The organism is Pseudarthrobacter sp. RHLT3-21, from assembly GCF_059383495.1.
The window spans coordinates 16,904-31,512 of record NZ_JBWZCI010000018.1 but is presented as its reverse complement, the minus strand read 5'-3'; the positions used below and the strand labels follow the sequence as shown (position 1 = coordinate 31,512).

The window sequence follows — 14,609 nt, the reverse complement described above, 5'->3', positions numbered from 1 at the left end:
CCTTACAGGCTGACGTTCCGCCTCGAGCCGGCGATGGCGCGCGACAGCTCCAGCCGGAACACCCAGAGAAGTACATCCTCGCCCGGCACATACCAGTCCCGGGCGGGAGCCCGCTTGAAGCCGAGGGATTCGTAAAGGCCGTGGGCCCGTTCCATAAACGTCGCACTCGTGATGCTGATCGCCCTGATGCTCGGCAGCGACTCGGAATGTGCGATGACTCGGCGGACGACCTCACGCCCAACTCCGCTGCCTTGGGCGGCAGGATCAACGGCGAGCATCCGGAACTCAAGCTCATCGTCAACCGCGATCTCACTGTACGGCTGCCCCGCGAAGGTAAGCGTGACTGCCGCGACCACCGCGCCGGAGGCCTCGGCCACCCATACCTCGGCGTGGTCCGCCCGGTGTTCCACGTTGTCCAGCACGCTCATATACGGGTGGTCGGCGGTGAAGTGGCCGGCGTGGATGTACGCTTCCCGGGTAATTCTCCGGACCTCGGAATAATCGGCAGGCCTTGCCGGCCGAAAAACAAGATTCACAGGGCAGCAACCTCCGCTGCAGCCACTCTGGCAACGTACTCCTCCAACCGAGCCAGCGCCGGCTGCGACGAAGCGTCGCCCACGGCGTCCGCCCCTACCGCGTTGGCTACGGCCAGCGCTGTGGAGTAGTCATGTCCCGACCGGAGGGCCAGAACCAGAGCCGCGCAAAATGCGTCTCCCGCACCGATGGTGTTCGCAACTGTCACGGCCGAAGCGGGAGCCTCTGCCACTCGTCGCCCGTGCTCGAACATCGCCGACCCGTCCCTGCCGTACGTCACCGCCACAAGCTTGGCCTCTGCCAGCGCCGGAATGAGCTCGTACTCGGTCTCGTTGACGATCACCAGGTCGCAGCGCTCCAGCAGCTCCGCCGGCAGGGCCATGGCCGGGGCCGCGTTCAGGATGAAGAAACCGGGGGCACGACGGGCGGCTTCCATCACCACGGGCAGACCCACTTCGAGCTGGCACAGCACCGTCTCATCCGGCCCGAACACCACGCCCCCCAAGGAGAAGCCGGAGTTGGCCCCCGGGCACACCACGATCTGGTTTTCGCCATCCCGGTCCACCACGATCAGCGCGGTGCCGGTCGCGTCGCCGTCGAGCACTGCCACATCAGTGGTGTCCACTCCCGCGCCAGAAAGAGACGCCAACATCAGCCGGCCGGAGGCGTCATCGCCCACCGCCCCTATGATCCTCGCGCTGGAGCCCAGGCGGGCAGCGGCCACGGCCTGGTTGGCTCCCTTGCCGCCCGGCTGCTGGTGCAGAACGCCTCCTCCGAGGGTCTCGCCGGCGGTGGGGAGACGGTCCGTGGTGGCGATGATGTCGAGGTTGATGCTGCCGACGACGGTGACGGCAGGAAGTCGAGTGCTCATGGAAAGTCCTATCGGTGAAGCCAAAGCGGCTGGATTAGGAAATAGTGTACGGCACGGTTGTACTTGTGCATCATACATGGTTGTATAACAACTCACATCCCAAGGGCAGGAACCGCCCTGCATAACAAAGGAGTTTGATGTGAACACCCCAACTTCAGTCGCCGCTTCGCCGCCGGAAATCGCGGAGGGGGAGCCAATAATCGGCGGCCGCCGCGCCGCCCTGCTGATCTCCACCCTGATGCTCGGCGTGCTGTCCTTCCAGCTCAACGCCAGCATGGTGACCCCGGCACTGCCGCAGATCGCGGCCTCCTTCGGACAGGGCGCGGAGAGCGCAGCCCCCGTCCAGTCCATGTTCTTCCTGGCCGGCGCCATCGCCGGGCCGGTCATCGGACGCTGGAGCGACTTCATCGGCCGCCGCGCCGCCTTGCTCCTGGTCCTCGGGATCATGGGCGTCGGCACGATCCTGTGCATCGCGGCCCCCACGCTGCCGCTCCTCATTGCCGGCAGGTTCCTCCAGGGAGTATCAAGCGCGGTCTTCGCGCTTGCCTACATCGTCCTCAGCGAAAACCTGCAGGCCCGCGTCTTCGGCACTTCCGTAGGCCTCATCGCCGCCATCAACGGAGGGGTCGGCGGCGTCGACGGCTACGTGGGCGGCCTCATGGCCGAAACCCTCGGCTTCCGGTCCATCTTCGTCGTCGTCCTGGTCCTGACGGCCATCGCCGCCGCCTGCATCATCAAAACCGTCCCGAAGGGACGGCCGCAGGGAGTACGCGGCGCCATGGACTGGTGGGGCGCAGGGTCCCTGTCGGTATTCCTGGTCTTCATCACCTACTTCGTCTCGGGCGGCTCCGCCGCCGGCTGGACCGCGCCGAGCACCCTGGCCCTCCTGGCCGGCACCGTCGCGTCCTTCGCCGCCTTCTGGATGATCGAGAAGAAGCGCACCAACCCGCTCATCGCCGTCCACCACCTGCGCTCCCGCCAGGTCTGGCCCGTCATCGCCACCACCGTCCTGACTCTCGCCGGCATCTTCGCCATCATCAACTTCACCGTTGTGCTGCTCAGCCAGGATGCCCTCGCGGGCTTCGGGCTCAGCGCGTCCATGTCTGCCCTGCTGTTCCTGACCCCCGCAGCCCTGATCGGCGTCTTCGCCGCGCCCCTCGCCGGCTGGCTCGCCGACCGCCGCGGCTGGATCAAAACCCTCCGGGCCGGAACCGGACTCAGCCTCGCCTGCGCCATCGCCGCGGCCACGTTCGCCGACAACCAGGTGGCCGTCCTGATCGCCGTCGGCGCCCTCGGCATCTTCTACAACGGGCTCTTCCTCACCGCCATCAACGGACTCTCCGTCCTGCTCTCTCCCAAGGAAGCACCTGCGGCCCTGCCTGGCATCAACGGCGCCGCCTTCGGCATCGGCGCGAGCCTCGGCGTCGTGCTCGTGGCACCGTTCGCCGCCCTGGCCACCTCCGCCGGATACAGCGCCGCACTCTGGATTTCGGTCGCCATCACCGCGGCCGCCTTCCTCGTGAGCCTCTTCGTCGCGGCACCCAAGGGCGAAAAGCTCTGATCCGACGCCATCCAGCACCAACGTCCAGCACCAACGAAACGAGAAACTCAGCATGACCACGCCCATCAGCCACCCGTTCTACCTCGACTGCGACACCGGAATCGACGACGCCCTCGCACTGGCCTACCTGCTCGCCTCGCCGCAGGCGGACGTCCGGGGGATCGGTACCGTCAGTGGAAACGTCAGTGCCGCCGTCGGCGCCCGCAACACCCTGGACCTGCTCCAGCTCGCTGGGCACGCCCACGTCCCCGTGGCGCTCGGAGCCCACGACCCGCAGGCCGGCGCCTTCCACGGCGGTGCCCCGCACGTCCACGGCGCCAACGGGATCGGCGACGTTTCGCTGGAGGCGGCCGACGCCGAACTGGTGCCCGGAACCGCGGCCGAGATGCTGGTCCGGCTCGCCCACGAACACCCGGGCCAGCTGCGGATCCTGGCCATCGGTCCGCTCACCAACATCGCCGAAGCGCTGCGGTTGGATCCCGAGCTGCCCCGGCTGGTGCAGGACATCACCATCATGGGCGGCGCCGCGTTCGCGCCCGGGAACATCACCCCCGTGGCAGAGGCCAACATCGCCAACGACCCCGAAGCCGCGGCGGACGTGCTCGCCGCCGACTGGGACGTGACCCTGGTGCCGCTGGACGTCACCATGTCCAATGTGCTCGAGGAGAGTCACCGGCAGGAACTGCTCGCGGCGGGCCATCCGGTCCCGCAGGCACTCGGAGACATGCTGGGCTATTACTTTCGCTTCTACGAGAGCCAGTTCGGCCGCGCCTGCTCCGCCATGCACGACCCCCTCGCCGCGGCCCTCGCGGTGGGCGGCGTCACCGCAGCGGTGGCGCCGGTGGTGAGGGTCGACGTCGACACCACCGACGGTCCCGGACGCGGACAGACCATCTGCGACCTCCGTGGACGGTACATGGACTACCCGGAGCAGCCCGGCGCCCGCTGCCGGGTGGTGCTGGAGCTCGACGGCGACTTCGCGCCGCACCTGGTGGAGGTGCTGCAGTCCTTTAGGGGCCCTGAAAGTACGACGGCGGCATGGGCCGTGGGTGCGGCGGTCGCCTGAGTCGGAGTATCGGTCGGGCCGGTTAGGACTGGAGCGACTGCATCACGGACAGGTGCCCGGCGCGTGCCGCGATGAGGCACTTGGCCAGGTAGAAGGGCCGATTCGCGTGCCTGACGTACTGCGTCAGCACGAGGACCGGGTCCGGCGCGCGCAGGTCCAGCAGCTTGGCGCGGCTGGGCCCCACCTGGCTCAGGCTGATTTGGCATTCGCCGGGCCCGAGGACCCGGCCGAAGCGGTTGTTCAGGCCGGCAAGCAGGGAGCTGCCGCCGTCGTCGTCGATTTCCAGCGGCGAAGCGGCAGCGGAACTGCCGCCCAGGCTCACCGGCAGGGCCGAGATGTTTTCCTGCAGGTGGGCGATGGCTTCACCGTCGCGGATCAGGACCGACTCCCAGAGCCAGCAGTCGGCGCCGGGCTCCACGCCCACGCCGGGGGCGACGAACTCCGAGGCGGGCTGCCGCTGCCGTTGGATGCGTTTGATCTCGATGTGCTGCCCAGGGCCGCCGAGGACTTCCTCGAAGGGCCGGATTTGTTCGATTCCGATGCGGGGGAGGGTGTCGGCGACAAACCGGCCGACGCCGCGGCGGGCCCGGATGAGTCCGTCCTCCTCGAGCAGCATCAGCGCTTCGCGGACCACGGTGCGGCTGACCTTCATGTCCGCGCCGAGCTCCGTTTCGGTGGGGAGCATCGAGCCGGGCGTCAGCAGGTTGTTGCGGATGGCCTCGGCGATCCGGGAGTACACGGCAACCCGGAGCGGCGAGCCGGGCTGGGCCTCCACCGGCTGGGACAGGAACCTGGCGGCGTCCTCGTGCACGTTATGCCTCGCTTAGTGGTTTCGGGAATTCCAGCGTACGACAAGTGTGACTTGTCTGTTGGACAACTTCGGCTTGTTGATGGCCGATGATTTCTCTCCAGACTCGTCGTATGCCGCCAGTCAGTGATCACCCGACCGTGCTCTCGAAGTTAGCGAAATCGGACCACGTCCACCTGAGACGTCTCAGTGTTCTCAGTTCTCCAGTTTTTTCTCAACAGGAAGTAAGCTTCGCGCGGTTCACAGCGGTCGTGGGGAGTCACGGGTCCGGGAAATCGTATCTCTTGAAGATCCTGGAAGAGTCCTTGCCCAAGTATGGCAACGAACCCATGCGGTTTCCTCCGGCCTCAAGGTCCAGACGGAAGGGCAGCGGGCGCGCGGAAGTTGGCGCAGTCGCGGGGACCCACACGATAGACATGGGATCCGGATGGACGCCCCAAAGTTTCATAGTGGATCTGGCGGGCCGCGGTCTGAGAGTTTCGTTTTTGGGGAGAACCTTGAAGAACTTCGCCTCACCGTACCGCTCAGTGCGCACAGAGCATTTGGCGAATACCAGATGTGGATGCAGGACGCCAAGCTTCCGAATCACTCAGACGATTTCGAACGAGACTGGTCGGCTGACAGACCAACATTGGACAGCATCAACAGAATCCTTGGACGCCGATATTCCAGCGTGCAATTCTTCACCTTCAAGAGTGATTCCTATGACGCGCCATACCTTGAGGCGACCATGCCGGACGGTCAAGCGCGAACTTCATACGAGATGAGTTCAGGAGAACTGTGGGTTCTCTTTTGCATCTGGGAACTTGAGAGGTCCGCAGCCACCGACATCGTCCTGATTGATGAACCTGAAAGCTACCTTTCGCCGCGAGGGCATATAGCTTTCTTGGATGAGATCGCTCGACGTACCCTTGCCGGCGGATTCCAAACGATAATTGCCACGCATTCTGAAGCAATGATCCGGAGGCTCCCAGCTGACATTCTCCGGTTCACAGTTCGACGTGCGACTGGAATCGTAGTTAGAGAGCATGTGAGCCAACGCGGTCATGGCGGCTCTTGGCTACGAGCAGTTGGTTAAATATCTGGCACTAGTCGAAGACTCGTTGGGTCAGGAGATTCTTCGAACGGCGCTCGCGCTTTTCGGCTCAGACCACGGTCGGTCCTGGGACATCGTCAGGCTTGGCGGTACCGGTGAGGCCAGGGAGACTTTGGACATTCTGTCCACGATGTCACGGCTCGTACCTGTGCTCGTGCTGGATGGCGATCAGCGCTCAGGCTCTGAAGAAGTCAACGCGTTCTTCTTGCCCGGGCGTAATCCTGAAGAAAGCATTCTGGAGTCTTGCGGATCTGAGGCTGCGGACCGACTCGGCATCTCACATGCGAGGCTCGACGCTGCTATCGCACACACTGAAGGGATGGTCCATCAAAGATTCTTCCTCGAAATCGCGAAGTATTTGGGGCTGGACCATGACGTTGTCAGGCTGACTCTCATTGCCTCCTGGCTAAACGGTGTCGAGGTTCGTGAGCAGGCGAAGGCAATGGTTGCCGGGATGGAAGCTGCGGTAGTGCAATAGCTGCTACAAGTTCTTTGGCGCGTGCGGCGCCCGGCCGTCGACCGCCCGCCGCAGGCTTCCCGACAACAGCAGATGTTCAAGCAGCGATTCTCCGGTCGGTATCAAATTGGCTATTGCTAGGCCGTTGTTTGCGACGTCAATGGTTCCGCCACTCTGTCGTTTCCCAGGGGAGCCGGTGATTCGGCTGCGATAGGCTCAACCAGCTGCGCCCGGCGGGGAATCCCCGCCGGGCGTTTAGGTTTCGACAGACTCAGCCACGGGGCCTTACGCCCGTGCCACCAGCCCCGGCACCCCGTCCTGGATCGCGAAGGAGGCCTTCGTGCTTACGGGTGCGCCCGGCGTCGTGACGTAGTCCAGCACCCGGAAGTCAGCGGTGAGCGCATCCTTCGTAATGCGGGTGTTCACGTAGCCGCGGTTGTCGTTGTAGAACTTCAGGTGCGGGTTCCAGGCCATGACCGGATCGGCCGAGGAGCCGGTGCCGTTGCCGGTGGAGGTGATGGAGGTGCACACCAGTTCCGAGCCCACCACCGGGGAGGCCGGGTCCTTGTAGTCGACCTTGAGGTCGTTGGCCCAGTTGCGGTGCACGTCGCCGGTGAGGACCACGGCGTTGCGGACGTTCGCGTCCACCCAGCCCTGGGTGATGCGGCGGCGCGACGCGGCGTAGCCGTCCCACCCGTCCATGGAGACGTCGTCGATCTCCGGTGCCTTATCCCTGTCCCGCTCGGCGAAGAACACCTGCTGGCCCAAAACGTCCCAGCGCTGGGTGGAGTTCTTGAAGCCGTCCAGCAGCCACTTCTCCTGCTCGGCGCCGGTGATGGTGCGGTCCTCCGCCAGGCGCTCGGCCACGTTTTTCCGCCAGCCGTCGCCGGCGAGCTGGTCGTCGCGGTACTGCCGGGTGTCCATCATGTGGAAGTTGGCCAGCTGGCCCCACTGGATGGTGCGGTAGATCTTCATGTCGAACCCGGCCGGCACGGAGGTCGCGCGGAGCGGCATGTTTTCGTAGTACGCCTGGAACGCGGCGGACCGGCGCTGCCGGAAGTGCTCGGTGGTGTCGTTCAGTTGGCCGGCGTCCTTGTTCTCCGGGACCTCGTCCGCCCAGTTGTTGTCCACCTCGTGGTCATCCCACACCACCAGCCACGGCGCGACGGCGTGCGCTGCCTGCAGGTCGGCGTCGGACTTGTACTGCGCGTGGCGCTGCCGGTAGCCCTGCAGGGTGGTGGTCTCGGGGCCCTGGTGGTCGCGCGGGTTGCCGCCGCCGATCACGTAGCTGTCCTTCTTGTACTCGTACATGTAGTCACCCAGGTGCAGCACCAGGTCCGGGTGGTCCTGGGCCAGCCGCGAGTAGGCGGTGAAGTAGCCGTGCTCGTACTGCGAGCAACTGGCAAACGCCATGGCCAGCGCCGCCGGCGTCTCATGCGGCGCGGGGCTGGTAAGGGTGCGGCCCACCACGCTGACGTGCCGGCCCGTGCGGAACCGGTAGAAGTATTCGCGCCCCGGGCGGAGGCCCTTGAGCTCCACGTGGACGGAGTGCCCGGTTTCGATCCGGGCGGTTTCGACGCCGCGGGCTACTACGGTGCGCATGTTGGCGTCCTCAGCCACTTCCCACGCGACCGCGACGTTGCGGGAGGGCATGCCGCCCAGGCCGTCCTCGGCGATGGGGTCCAGCGCCAGCCGGGTCCAGATCACGAAGCCGTCCGGCCACGGCTCGCCGGAGGCGATGCCCAGCAGGAACGGATCGGTGCGGAGACCGGCGTCGTCCGCTATTGAGGTGGCGACGGCGGCAGCCGGCCAAGCGGCGACGAGCCCCGCCCCGATGCCGGCGGAAAGGAGGGATCTGCGCGAAATGTTGTCCATGCCTTCGACCGTATTGCGGCCGGTTGGACAGGCTGTGAGGGTGATGTGAATGGGCGGTTAACTGCGTGACAAAGGCTGTCGACTTGGAGCGGTTCCTACTTGCTGGTGGTTACTGAATGGCAGTCCCTTGCCCGGGACAGCCCGCAGTGCCCGGTATTCGATCGTTAGCCGGGCGTTCCGTCGCGCTCGCTTCTTTCGGCGAGGAGCTGGAGTTGCCGTGCGTGCACGCCGCCCACCCAGTCCCAGCCGGGCATGGCAGACGGGCCGATCCGCGGGTCGCTGGGATCATGGGCGTCACGCAAGGCGTGCACGTACGCCCGATCCTGGTCGATCCGTGCGCGTACCTGTTCAGCTCCGCCGATGGACCCGTGGCCGGGGACGAGGACATCGACGTCGCCCGCCACGCCCTCGAGCAGCCGGAGCGCGGCGAGGTAGTCCTCGATCGGGTAAGCGGTGTCGTTCAAGTCGAGCATCGGAATCAAGACATCAGAAAGCATGTCGCCGGCGACGAGAACCCCGCGTTCCTCAATCACCAGCGCCGCATGACCCGGGGCATGCGCTTGATGCTCGACAATCCGGACACGAGGGCCATCCCAAGGAATCTGCGCCATCTCGGCGGGCAGGCCGGTAATGAGGCCGAGCAGGTCCAGTGGTACCTCTTCGGGGATGCCGAGCCGGCGTGAATCGAGCCCGGCCGACAATCGATCCCGGACAGTAGCAGCGCAGCGGCCGGTGCCGTAACGGGGCGCCGCGCCGAGCCCGGCGTGCCAGAGCAGGTGATCCCAATGAGGATGCGTCGAGAAGCCTGCCACAACGGTCTGGCCCGAATCGGACAGGTCCTTCGCGAGGCACGCCATTTCGGAGCCGTGCACTCCGGGGTCGATGAGCAACACGCCAGCCCGGCCTTGCACTACAACGGCGTTGCTCTGGCAGAACTCACTCTGGTGGATCAGCACACCCTCCGCGACCTGCCTCAGCACGGGGCTCCTTCCGATTGTGGTTTGCAACCGCGTGTCGAGACTGTAGTACCTGGCGGTGGCAGATTGCAAGCAGTCTGGGCGAAGCGTATGAGCCGCGGTCGGGGTGCCCGATCGACGCCACCATCGAGATGTTCGGCGGTCGGGGGAGCCTGTTCGTCCTCCGCGACGTCGTGTTCGGGTACCCCGCGCCCTGCAGCGAAAGGGCTACGGTTGGGGGAGGCCGGCCGTCATTGCCGCCAGGCCCGTCATGGCCTGGACGGCGTCCCGATTGGAAAGCCCGTTGTCGTGGCAGAGGGACCGCCAGGTCCAGAAGGACACCGAATGGGCGACGACGGCGCGCAGCCGGCCGCTGCCTGGCGCCGGAAACGGCTCGAGGAGCCGGTCGCAGAAGAAGGTGTCGCGCTTTTCGAGGTCTGTGCGGTGCCTCTCCGGAAGGGCCGCCCAATCGGCATAGATGCGTCTGAGCATCGGCTCGCCGTCACGATAAAACCGGTAGAGGTCTGTCAGGCCGGCGTGCAGGCGTTTGAGCGGGTCCGCGAGCTCGGACCAAGCAGCAGGGTCCGGCAGTCTCTGTTGTGAGAGCCAGTGCGAGGAGCATGCAGAGAACAACGCCTCGTCGTCGGCAAAATGCCGGTAGACCGTCAAACGCGTCACCCCGGCCTGCTCGGCCACGCCCGCAATGGTGGTCCGGGCAGGGCCGACTGATCCGTGCAGGGCCACCGCTGCGTCCACGATCCGCTGACGCGTGGTTTCCACCTGCTCGGCACGCTTATTCATCTGGTACCGGCGGGCTTTGGTTGAACGCATCTGTTCACTCAAACTGTTGACACCGGTCCTCTGTCGGCTGATAATTCGATATACACCATTGTATAGCGAAATAGGAAGGATGGAATGTCATGGGCGCTGAGGAGGCTCCTCGGCTTACTGTCGTGCAGCCAGGAGAAGGACGCCAGGGCAGTCTCGGAAGTATCGGGGTTGTCTTCAAACTGTTCGGCGAACACACCAATGAACAGATCTCCATCGTGGAGCACCCATTCCCGGTGGGGGCCTTGGTTCCACCGCATACGCACACCCGTGAGGATGAGTATTCAATCGTCCTCGAAGGCGAAATCGGATTCCGCTCCGGTGAGCGCGAGGCAGTGCTCGGCGCTGGCGGCTACATCACCAAGCCGCGCGGCGAGCTGCACACCATGTGGAACGCGGGCAAAGTGCCGGCGCGGATGATCGAAGTGATCAGTCCTGCCGGGTTCGAGCATTTCTTCTGGGGGCTGGCCGATCAGCTTGAAGCCGGGGGACCACCGGACCCAGAAGCCATCGGCAAACTGGCAGCCGAATACGGCCTTCAGTTCGGCGAGGCACCATGGCTGCCGGGCATCATCGCCCGGTACGGGCTGAATCCCCCGATGGGCTGACGGGAAGGGCCATGGGCATCCAGGCTCCCCTGGAGCGAACGGGACTGCGGCTTGCAGTAGCCGCCCGGAAGCCGGCGGCGCCCCTGGCTGGCATGGCCGCCGTCGTACTTCTGCTGCACCTGGTGGGTTGGGGAGTACTGGTGTTAGTTGTCGCCCCGCAGAACCTCCTCCTCAGTTCGAGCCAGGTCTTCGGGCTGGGGATCGGCGTGGGGGCCTATCTGCTCGGCATGCGCCACGCCTTCGACGTGGACCACATCGCAGCAATCGACTGCACCACCCGCAAGCTCATGGGTGAAGGCCTTCGGCCCGTCTCCGTCGGTTTCTGGTTCTCACTGGGCCACTCCAGCATCGTCTTTGGCCTCTGCCTGCTGCTGGCCGCGGGAGCCCATGTCCTGGGAAGCCAGCTCGGCGACGACGCCTCGTGGTGGCGCGAGGTTCTGGGATTTGTGGGCGCCACCATCTCAGGATTGTTTCTCTACCTCCTGGCGTTCCTCAATCTGGCCCTGCTGATCCGCGTCGGCTCAGACTTCCGCCGGCTGCGGGCAGGCCAGCCAGAAGCCGAGAAGCGCGCCTTCACCTCCGGCCTGATGATCCACTTGCTGCGTCCGGTCATGCGGAGCATCACCCGGCCGGGGCAGATGTACTTGGTGGGGCTGCTGTTCGGCCTGGGATTCGACACCGCCACCGAGGTCGCGCTGCTGGTGGTCGCCGGAGGAGCCGCAGCGGTGGAACTTCCCTGGTACGCCGTCCTCACCCTGCCCGTCCTTTTCGCCGCGGGCATGAGCCTGCTGGACAGCCTGGACGGATGGTTCATGAATGCCGCCTACGGCTGGGCATTCTCAAAGCCGAGCCGGAGGCTGCTGTACAACATTGTCCTGACCGGGCTCTCCGCCACCGTGGCCCTGGGCGTCGGGAGCGTGGAACTGCTGTCCGTGATCGCAGCTAATACGGGAGCCGCTTCCGGTATGTTTGCGGCCATCGGCAGCATCGATCTGACAGGCATTGGCTATGCCGTTGTTGGCTTGTTTGTCCTCGCGTGGCTGGCGGGCGTCTGCGTCTGGAAGTTCCGGCGCGACGGGTCGGCTCTGCAGCTCAGCCACAGGCCTCGGAGGTAGCTGCAGATCCGCGCGGTCCAATTCCACCGACGTCTCGCGGCTCTGCTGCTGCGCCTCGTAATCGATAAGCTCAACCACCGGTTCCCCAGCTTCGCGCCGTACTCTTAGCCGTAAACCGGCTATCCAAGAACGACGTGTCCGAACGGAACCGCATGCCCCAGCTCAACGTCCAGGAGCGCACCTCCCTCCAGTTGCCCATCACAGACGCCGCCAGCCTGTCCGCGGAGCAGGTGCTGGCACAGCTGGGTTCCAGCGCCGACGGCCTGTCCGATGAAGAAGCAGCCGCGCGCCTCGCCGACCTGGGGCCGAACGCCGTCCGCACCCACCGGGCCAACGGCTGGGCGGTGCTGGGGCGGCAATTCGCCAGCCCCATCCTCATCCTGCTGCTGATCACCGCCGGCCTGTCCCTGTTCCTGGGCGATGCCACCAACTCCATTGTGATCGGCGTGATCCTGCTGGTCAGCGTGGGGCTGGGCTTCACCAACGAGTTCCGCGCGGAGCGCGCGTCCGAGGCCCTGCACTCCCGGGTCACCCACCGCGCCGTGGTGCTCCGCGGCGGAACCACCCAGGAAGTGGACGTCACCGCCCTGGTACCCGGCGACGTCGTGCATCTCTCCCTGGGTGCCATCATCCCGGCCGACATCCGGCTCCTGGGCACCAAGAACCTCCTCTGCGACGAAAGCATCCTGACGGGGGAGTCCCAGCCCGCCGAAAAGGACCCCGCGCCCGTGGCCGCCGGATCGGCCCTGGGCGACCTTGCGTCCTGCGCCTTTATGGGCACCGTCATCCAGTCCGGCGGCTGCACCGGCGTGGTGGTGGCCACCGGCGGCCGCGCCGAATTCGGCCGGATCGCGCTGGGCCTGGGGGAGCGGCAGCCGCAGACCGAGTTCCAGGTCGGGCTCAAGCGGTTCTCGTTCCTGCTGCTGCAGGTGGCCGTGGTGCTCACCTCGCTGATCTTCATCGCCAACCTGCTGCTCCAGCGCCCGCTCATCGAATCGCTGCTGTTCTCCCTGGCCATCGCTGTGGGCATCACGCCGCAGCTGCTCCCCGCCGTCGTCAGCACCAGCCTGGCCACCGGCACCCGCCAGCTGGCCAAGCGGAAAGTGCTGGTCAAACGCCTGGTCTGCATCGAGGACCTGGGGGACATGGACATCCTGGTCACCGACAAGACCGGCACCCTGACCGAGGGGCGGATCAGCTTCACCGGCGCGCTTCCGGTTACCCCGGGGACGTCCGACGACGGCCTGCTCACCTTGGGGCTGCTCGCCACCGAGGCCGACTACACCGAGGCCAGGCTCTCCTCCGCCGGGCAGAACCCGCTGGACGCGGCCCTCTGGGACAGCCCCGCCGCGGCCGGCTTTGATCCCGCCCGGTTTGAGCGCCTTGACCTGATCGACTTCGACCACCAGCGCCGCCGCACCACCGTGCTGGTGCGGGAGGCGGGCGGCCCCGCACGCCTGGTCACCAAGGGTGCCCCGGAGGACGTCCTGGCCCTGTGCGGTCCGACCCCACCGGCTGTGCAGGCGATGCTGGATGAACAGTTCGACGCCGGCTCCCGCGTGGTGGCGGTGGCCACCCGCCCCGCCGCGGGGCTGGCCAAGCTCACCGTGGCTGACGAGCGCGACCTGGTTTTGTCGGGGTTCCTCATCTTCCTGGACCGCCCCAAAGCCAACGCCAAGGCGTCCTTGGATGAGCTGGCGGCACTCGGGATCTCGGTGAAAATCGCCACCGGGGACAACGCCAAAGTGGCCGAAAAAGTCTGCGCGGACCTGGGCGTACTTTCCGGCGGAACACTGACCGGGGCCCAGATCGAGAAGCTGTCCGACGCCGAGCTCACCGCCGCCGCACGGACGGCCACCATCTTCGCGCGCGTCTCGCCCGAACAGAAGGCGCGCATCATCGCCCTCCTGCGCCAGAGCGGCGGCGCCGTGGGTTTTATGGGCGACGGCGTCAACGACGCCCTGGCCCTGCACAAGGCGGACATCGGCATCTCCGTGGACAGCGCCACGGACGTGGCCAAGGACGCTGCCGACGTCGTGCTGATGGACAAGGACCTGGGTGTCCTGGCCGAAGGCGTGCGGGAGGGCCGGCGGATCTTCGCCAACACCATCAAGTACGTGCTGATGGGCACGTCCAGCAATTTCGGCAACATGTTCAGTGCCGCCACGGCATCCGTGGTGCTGAGCTTCCTGCCTATGCTGCCGGGCCAGATCCTGCTGAACAACCTGCTCTACGACTCCGGCCAGCTGGCCATCCCGGGCGACCGGGTGGACAAGGAACAGCTCCGGGCGCCGTCGCACTGGAACATCGCGTTTATCCGGCGGTTCATGTTCCTGTTCGGGCCCATCAGCTCGCTCTTCGACTTCGCCACGTTCGCACTTATGCTGTTCGCCTTCCATGCTGTGCCGGGGGAGTTCCGGGCCGGCTGGTTCATCGAATCCATCGCCACGCAGACCCTCATCATCTTCGCCATCAGGACCCGGCGCGTGCCGTTCCTGCGCAGCCGTCCTTCTGTGGGGCTGATCGTGGCTTCGCTGGGCGTGGTGGCCGTGGGCATCTTCCTGCCGCTTTCGCCGCTGGCCGGACTGCTGGGCTTCGATCCGCTCCCGGTCCCGTTCTTCCTGGCCCTGCTGGGCATGATTGTGGTGTACATGTTCCTGGTGGAATTCGCCAAGGCCTGGTTCTTCTCCCGCGCCGCGCAGCAGCTGCCCGCCGGACCTATCCTGGTCCGCCGTCGTCCGGAAACCCACCACATCGCCCGCCGCGCCTTCCGCTTCAGTGCCCCGGTGAGGGTGGCGGGGCCTCCGCGGCATATGCGACGGCGGCAGCGCTGA

Annotated in this window: 13 protein-coding genes; 7 read left to right on the top strand and 6 right to left on the bottom strand. The window is 66.0% G+C overall.

The features are described from left to right. Positions 1-2: 2 nt before the first annotated feature. Both AC50YA_RS16870 and AC50YA_RS16865 read right to left on the bottom strand, forming a co-directional pair. On the bottom strand, positions 3-536 hold the full coding sequence (locus AC50YA_RS16870) for a GNAT family N-acetyltransferase (RefSeq protein ID WP_494983389.1): 534 nt from the start codon (positions 534-536) through the stop codon (positions 3-5). Beyond that, the gene (locus tag AC50YA_RS16865) at positions 533-1,405 is read right to left on the bottom strand and encodes a ribokinase (protein ID WP_494983388.1); all 873 of its coding nucleotides are present in this window, start codon (positions 1,403-1,405) and stop codon (positions 533-535) included. Before AC50YA_RS16865 ends, AC50YA_RS16870 begins: the two co-directional genes overlap by 4 nt. A gap of 139 nt (positions 1,406-1,544) precedes the next feature. On the opposite strand from AC50YA_RS16865, the gene AC50YA_RS16860 reads away from it, so the two are divergent. Together AC50YA_RS16860 and AC50YA_RS16855 are read left to right on the top strand one after the other, a co-directional pair. Next, positions 1,545-2,966 carry an MFS transporter gene (locus tag AC50YA_RS16860; protein ID WP_494983387.1) on the top strand — a complete coding sequence of 474 codons (1,422 nt, stop codon included), beginning with the start codon at positions 1,545-1,547 and terminating at the stop codon, positions 2,964-2,966. A gap of 52 nt (positions 2,967-3,018) precedes the next feature. Next, on the top strand, positions 3,019-4,032 hold the full coding sequence (locus tag AC50YA_RS16855; RefSeq protein WP_494983386.1) for a nucleoside hydrolase: 1,014 nt from the start codon (positions 3,019-3,021) through the stop codon (positions 4,030-4,032). 22 nt (positions 4,033-4,054) lie between these two features. On the opposite strand, the gene AC50YA_RS16850 is transcribed toward AC50YA_RS16855, so the two are convergent. Then, positions 4,055-4,843: a GntR family transcriptional regulator gene (locus AC50YA_RS16850; protein ID WP_494983385.1), complete on the bottom strand. Its 789-nt coding sequence runs from the start codon at positions 4,841-4,843 to the stop codon at positions 4,055-4,057. 424 nt (positions 4,844-5,267) lie between these two features. On the opposite strand from AC50YA_RS16850, the gene AC50YA_RS16845 reads away from it, so the two are divergent. Both AC50YA_RS16845 and AC50YA_RS16840 read left to right on the top strand, forming a co-directional pair. Next, positions 5,268-5,918 carry an AAA family ATPase gene (locus AC50YA_RS16845; RefSeq protein ID WP_494983384.1) on the top strand — a complete coding sequence of 217 codons (651 nt, stop codon included), beginning with the start codon at positions 5,268-5,270 and terminating at the stop codon, positions 5,916-5,918. After that, on the top strand, positions 5,887-6,414 hold the full coding sequence (locus AC50YA_RS16840) for a hypothetical protein (RefSeq protein WP_494983383.1): 528 nt from the start codon (positions 5,887-5,889) through the stop codon (positions 6,412-6,414). The genes AC50YA_RS16845 and AC50YA_RS16840 overlap by 32 nt, the downstream gene beginning before the upstream one ends. 264 nt (positions 6,415-6,678) lie before the next feature. Here AC50YA_RS16840 and AC50YA_RS16835 read toward each other — a convergent pair whose 3' ends face one another. The 3 genes from AC50YA_RS16835 to AC50YA_RS16825 form a co-directional block, all read right to left on the bottom strand. Further along, entirely contained in the window at positions 6,679-8,268 is a 1,590-nt protein-coding gene (locus tag AC50YA_RS16835) for an alkaline phosphatase D family protein (RefSeq protein ID WP_494983382.1), read from the bottom strand. A 164-nt stretch (positions 8,269-8,432) separates the two neighbouring features. Further along, the gene (locus AC50YA_RS16830; RefSeq protein WP_494983381.1) at positions 8,433-9,275 is read right to left on the bottom strand and encodes an MBL fold metallo-hydrolase; all 843 of its coding nucleotides are present in this window, start codon (positions 9,273-9,275) and stop codon (positions 8,433-8,435) included. 177 nt (positions 9,276-9,452) lie between these two features. Beyond that, on the bottom strand, positions 9,453-10,055 hold the full coding sequence (locus AC50YA_RS16825; protein ID WP_494983380.1) for a TetR/AcrR family transcriptional regulator: 603 nt from the start codon (positions 10,053-10,055) through the stop codon (positions 9,453-9,455). A gap of 89 nt (positions 10,056-10,144) precedes the next feature. Here AC50YA_RS16825 and AC50YA_RS16820 point away from each other — a divergent pair, with 89 nt between their 5' ends. The 3 genes from AC50YA_RS16820 (at position 10,145) to mgtA (ending at position 14,609) form a co-directional block, all read left to right on the top strand. Further along, positions 10,145-10,660 carry a cupin domain-containing protein gene (locus tag AC50YA_RS16820; protein ID WP_494983379.1) on the top strand — a complete coding sequence of 172 codons (516 nt, stop codon included), beginning with the start codon at positions 10,145-10,147 and terminating at the stop codon, positions 10,658-10,660. 11 nt (positions 10,661-10,671) lie between these two features. Then, a complete protein-coding gene (locus AC50YA_RS16815) occupies positions 10,672-11,775 on the top strand; it encodes a HoxN/HupN/NixA family nickel/cobalt transporter (protein ID WP_494983378.1) in 1,104 nt (367 codons plus the stop codon). A gap of 152 nt (positions 11,776-11,927) precedes the next feature. Next, the gene (gene mgtA, locus AC50YA_RS16810) at positions 11,928-14,609 is read left to right on the top strand and encodes a magnesium-translocating P-type ATPase (protein WP_494983377.1); all 2,682 of its coding nucleotides are present in this window, start codon (positions 11,928-11,930) and stop codon (positions 14,607-14,609) included.

What these genes read in the sequence shown, in the direction of transcription:
- AC50YA_RS16825 (WP_494983380.1), bottom strand. Translation starts at nt 10,055, where the DNA reads ATGCGTTCAACCAAAGCCCGCCGGTACCAGATGAATAAGCGTGCCGAG.
- AC50YA_RS16840 (WP_494983383.1), top strand. Translation starts at nt 5,887, where the DNA reads ATGGCGGCTCTTGGCTACGAGCAGTTGGTTAAATATCTGGCACTAGTC.
- AC50YA_RS16855 (WP_494983386.1), top strand. Translation starts at nt 3,019, where the DNA reads ATGACCACGCCCATCAGCCACCCGTTCTACCTCGACTGCGACACCGGA.
- AC50YA_RS16815 (WP_494983378.1), top strand. Translation starts at nt 10,672, where the DNA reads ATGGGCATCCAGGCTCCCCTGGAGCGAACGGGACTGCGGCTTGCAGTA.
- AC50YA_RS16835 (WP_494983382.1), bottom strand. Translation starts at nt 8,268, where the DNA reads ATGGACAACATTTCGCGCAGATCCCTCCTTTCCGCCGGCATCGGGGCG.
- AC50YA_RS16820 (WP_494983379.1), top strand. Translation starts at nt 10,145, where the DNA reads ATGGGCGCTGAGGAGGCTCCTCGGCTTACTGTCGTGCAGCCAGGAGAA.
- mgtA (WP_494983377.1), top strand. Translation starts at nt 11,928, where the DNA reads ATGCCCCAGCTCAACGTCCAGGAGCGCACCTCCCTCCAGTTGCCCATC.
- AC50YA_RS16845 (WP_494983384.1), top strand. Translation starts at nt 5,268, where the DNA reads ATGGACGCCCCAAAGTTTCATAGTGGATCTGGCGGGCCGCGGTCTGAG.
- AC50YA_RS16865 (WP_494983388.1), bottom strand. Translation starts at nt 1,405, where the DNA reads ATGAGCACTCGACTTCCTGCCGTCACCGTCGTCGGCAGCATCAACCTC.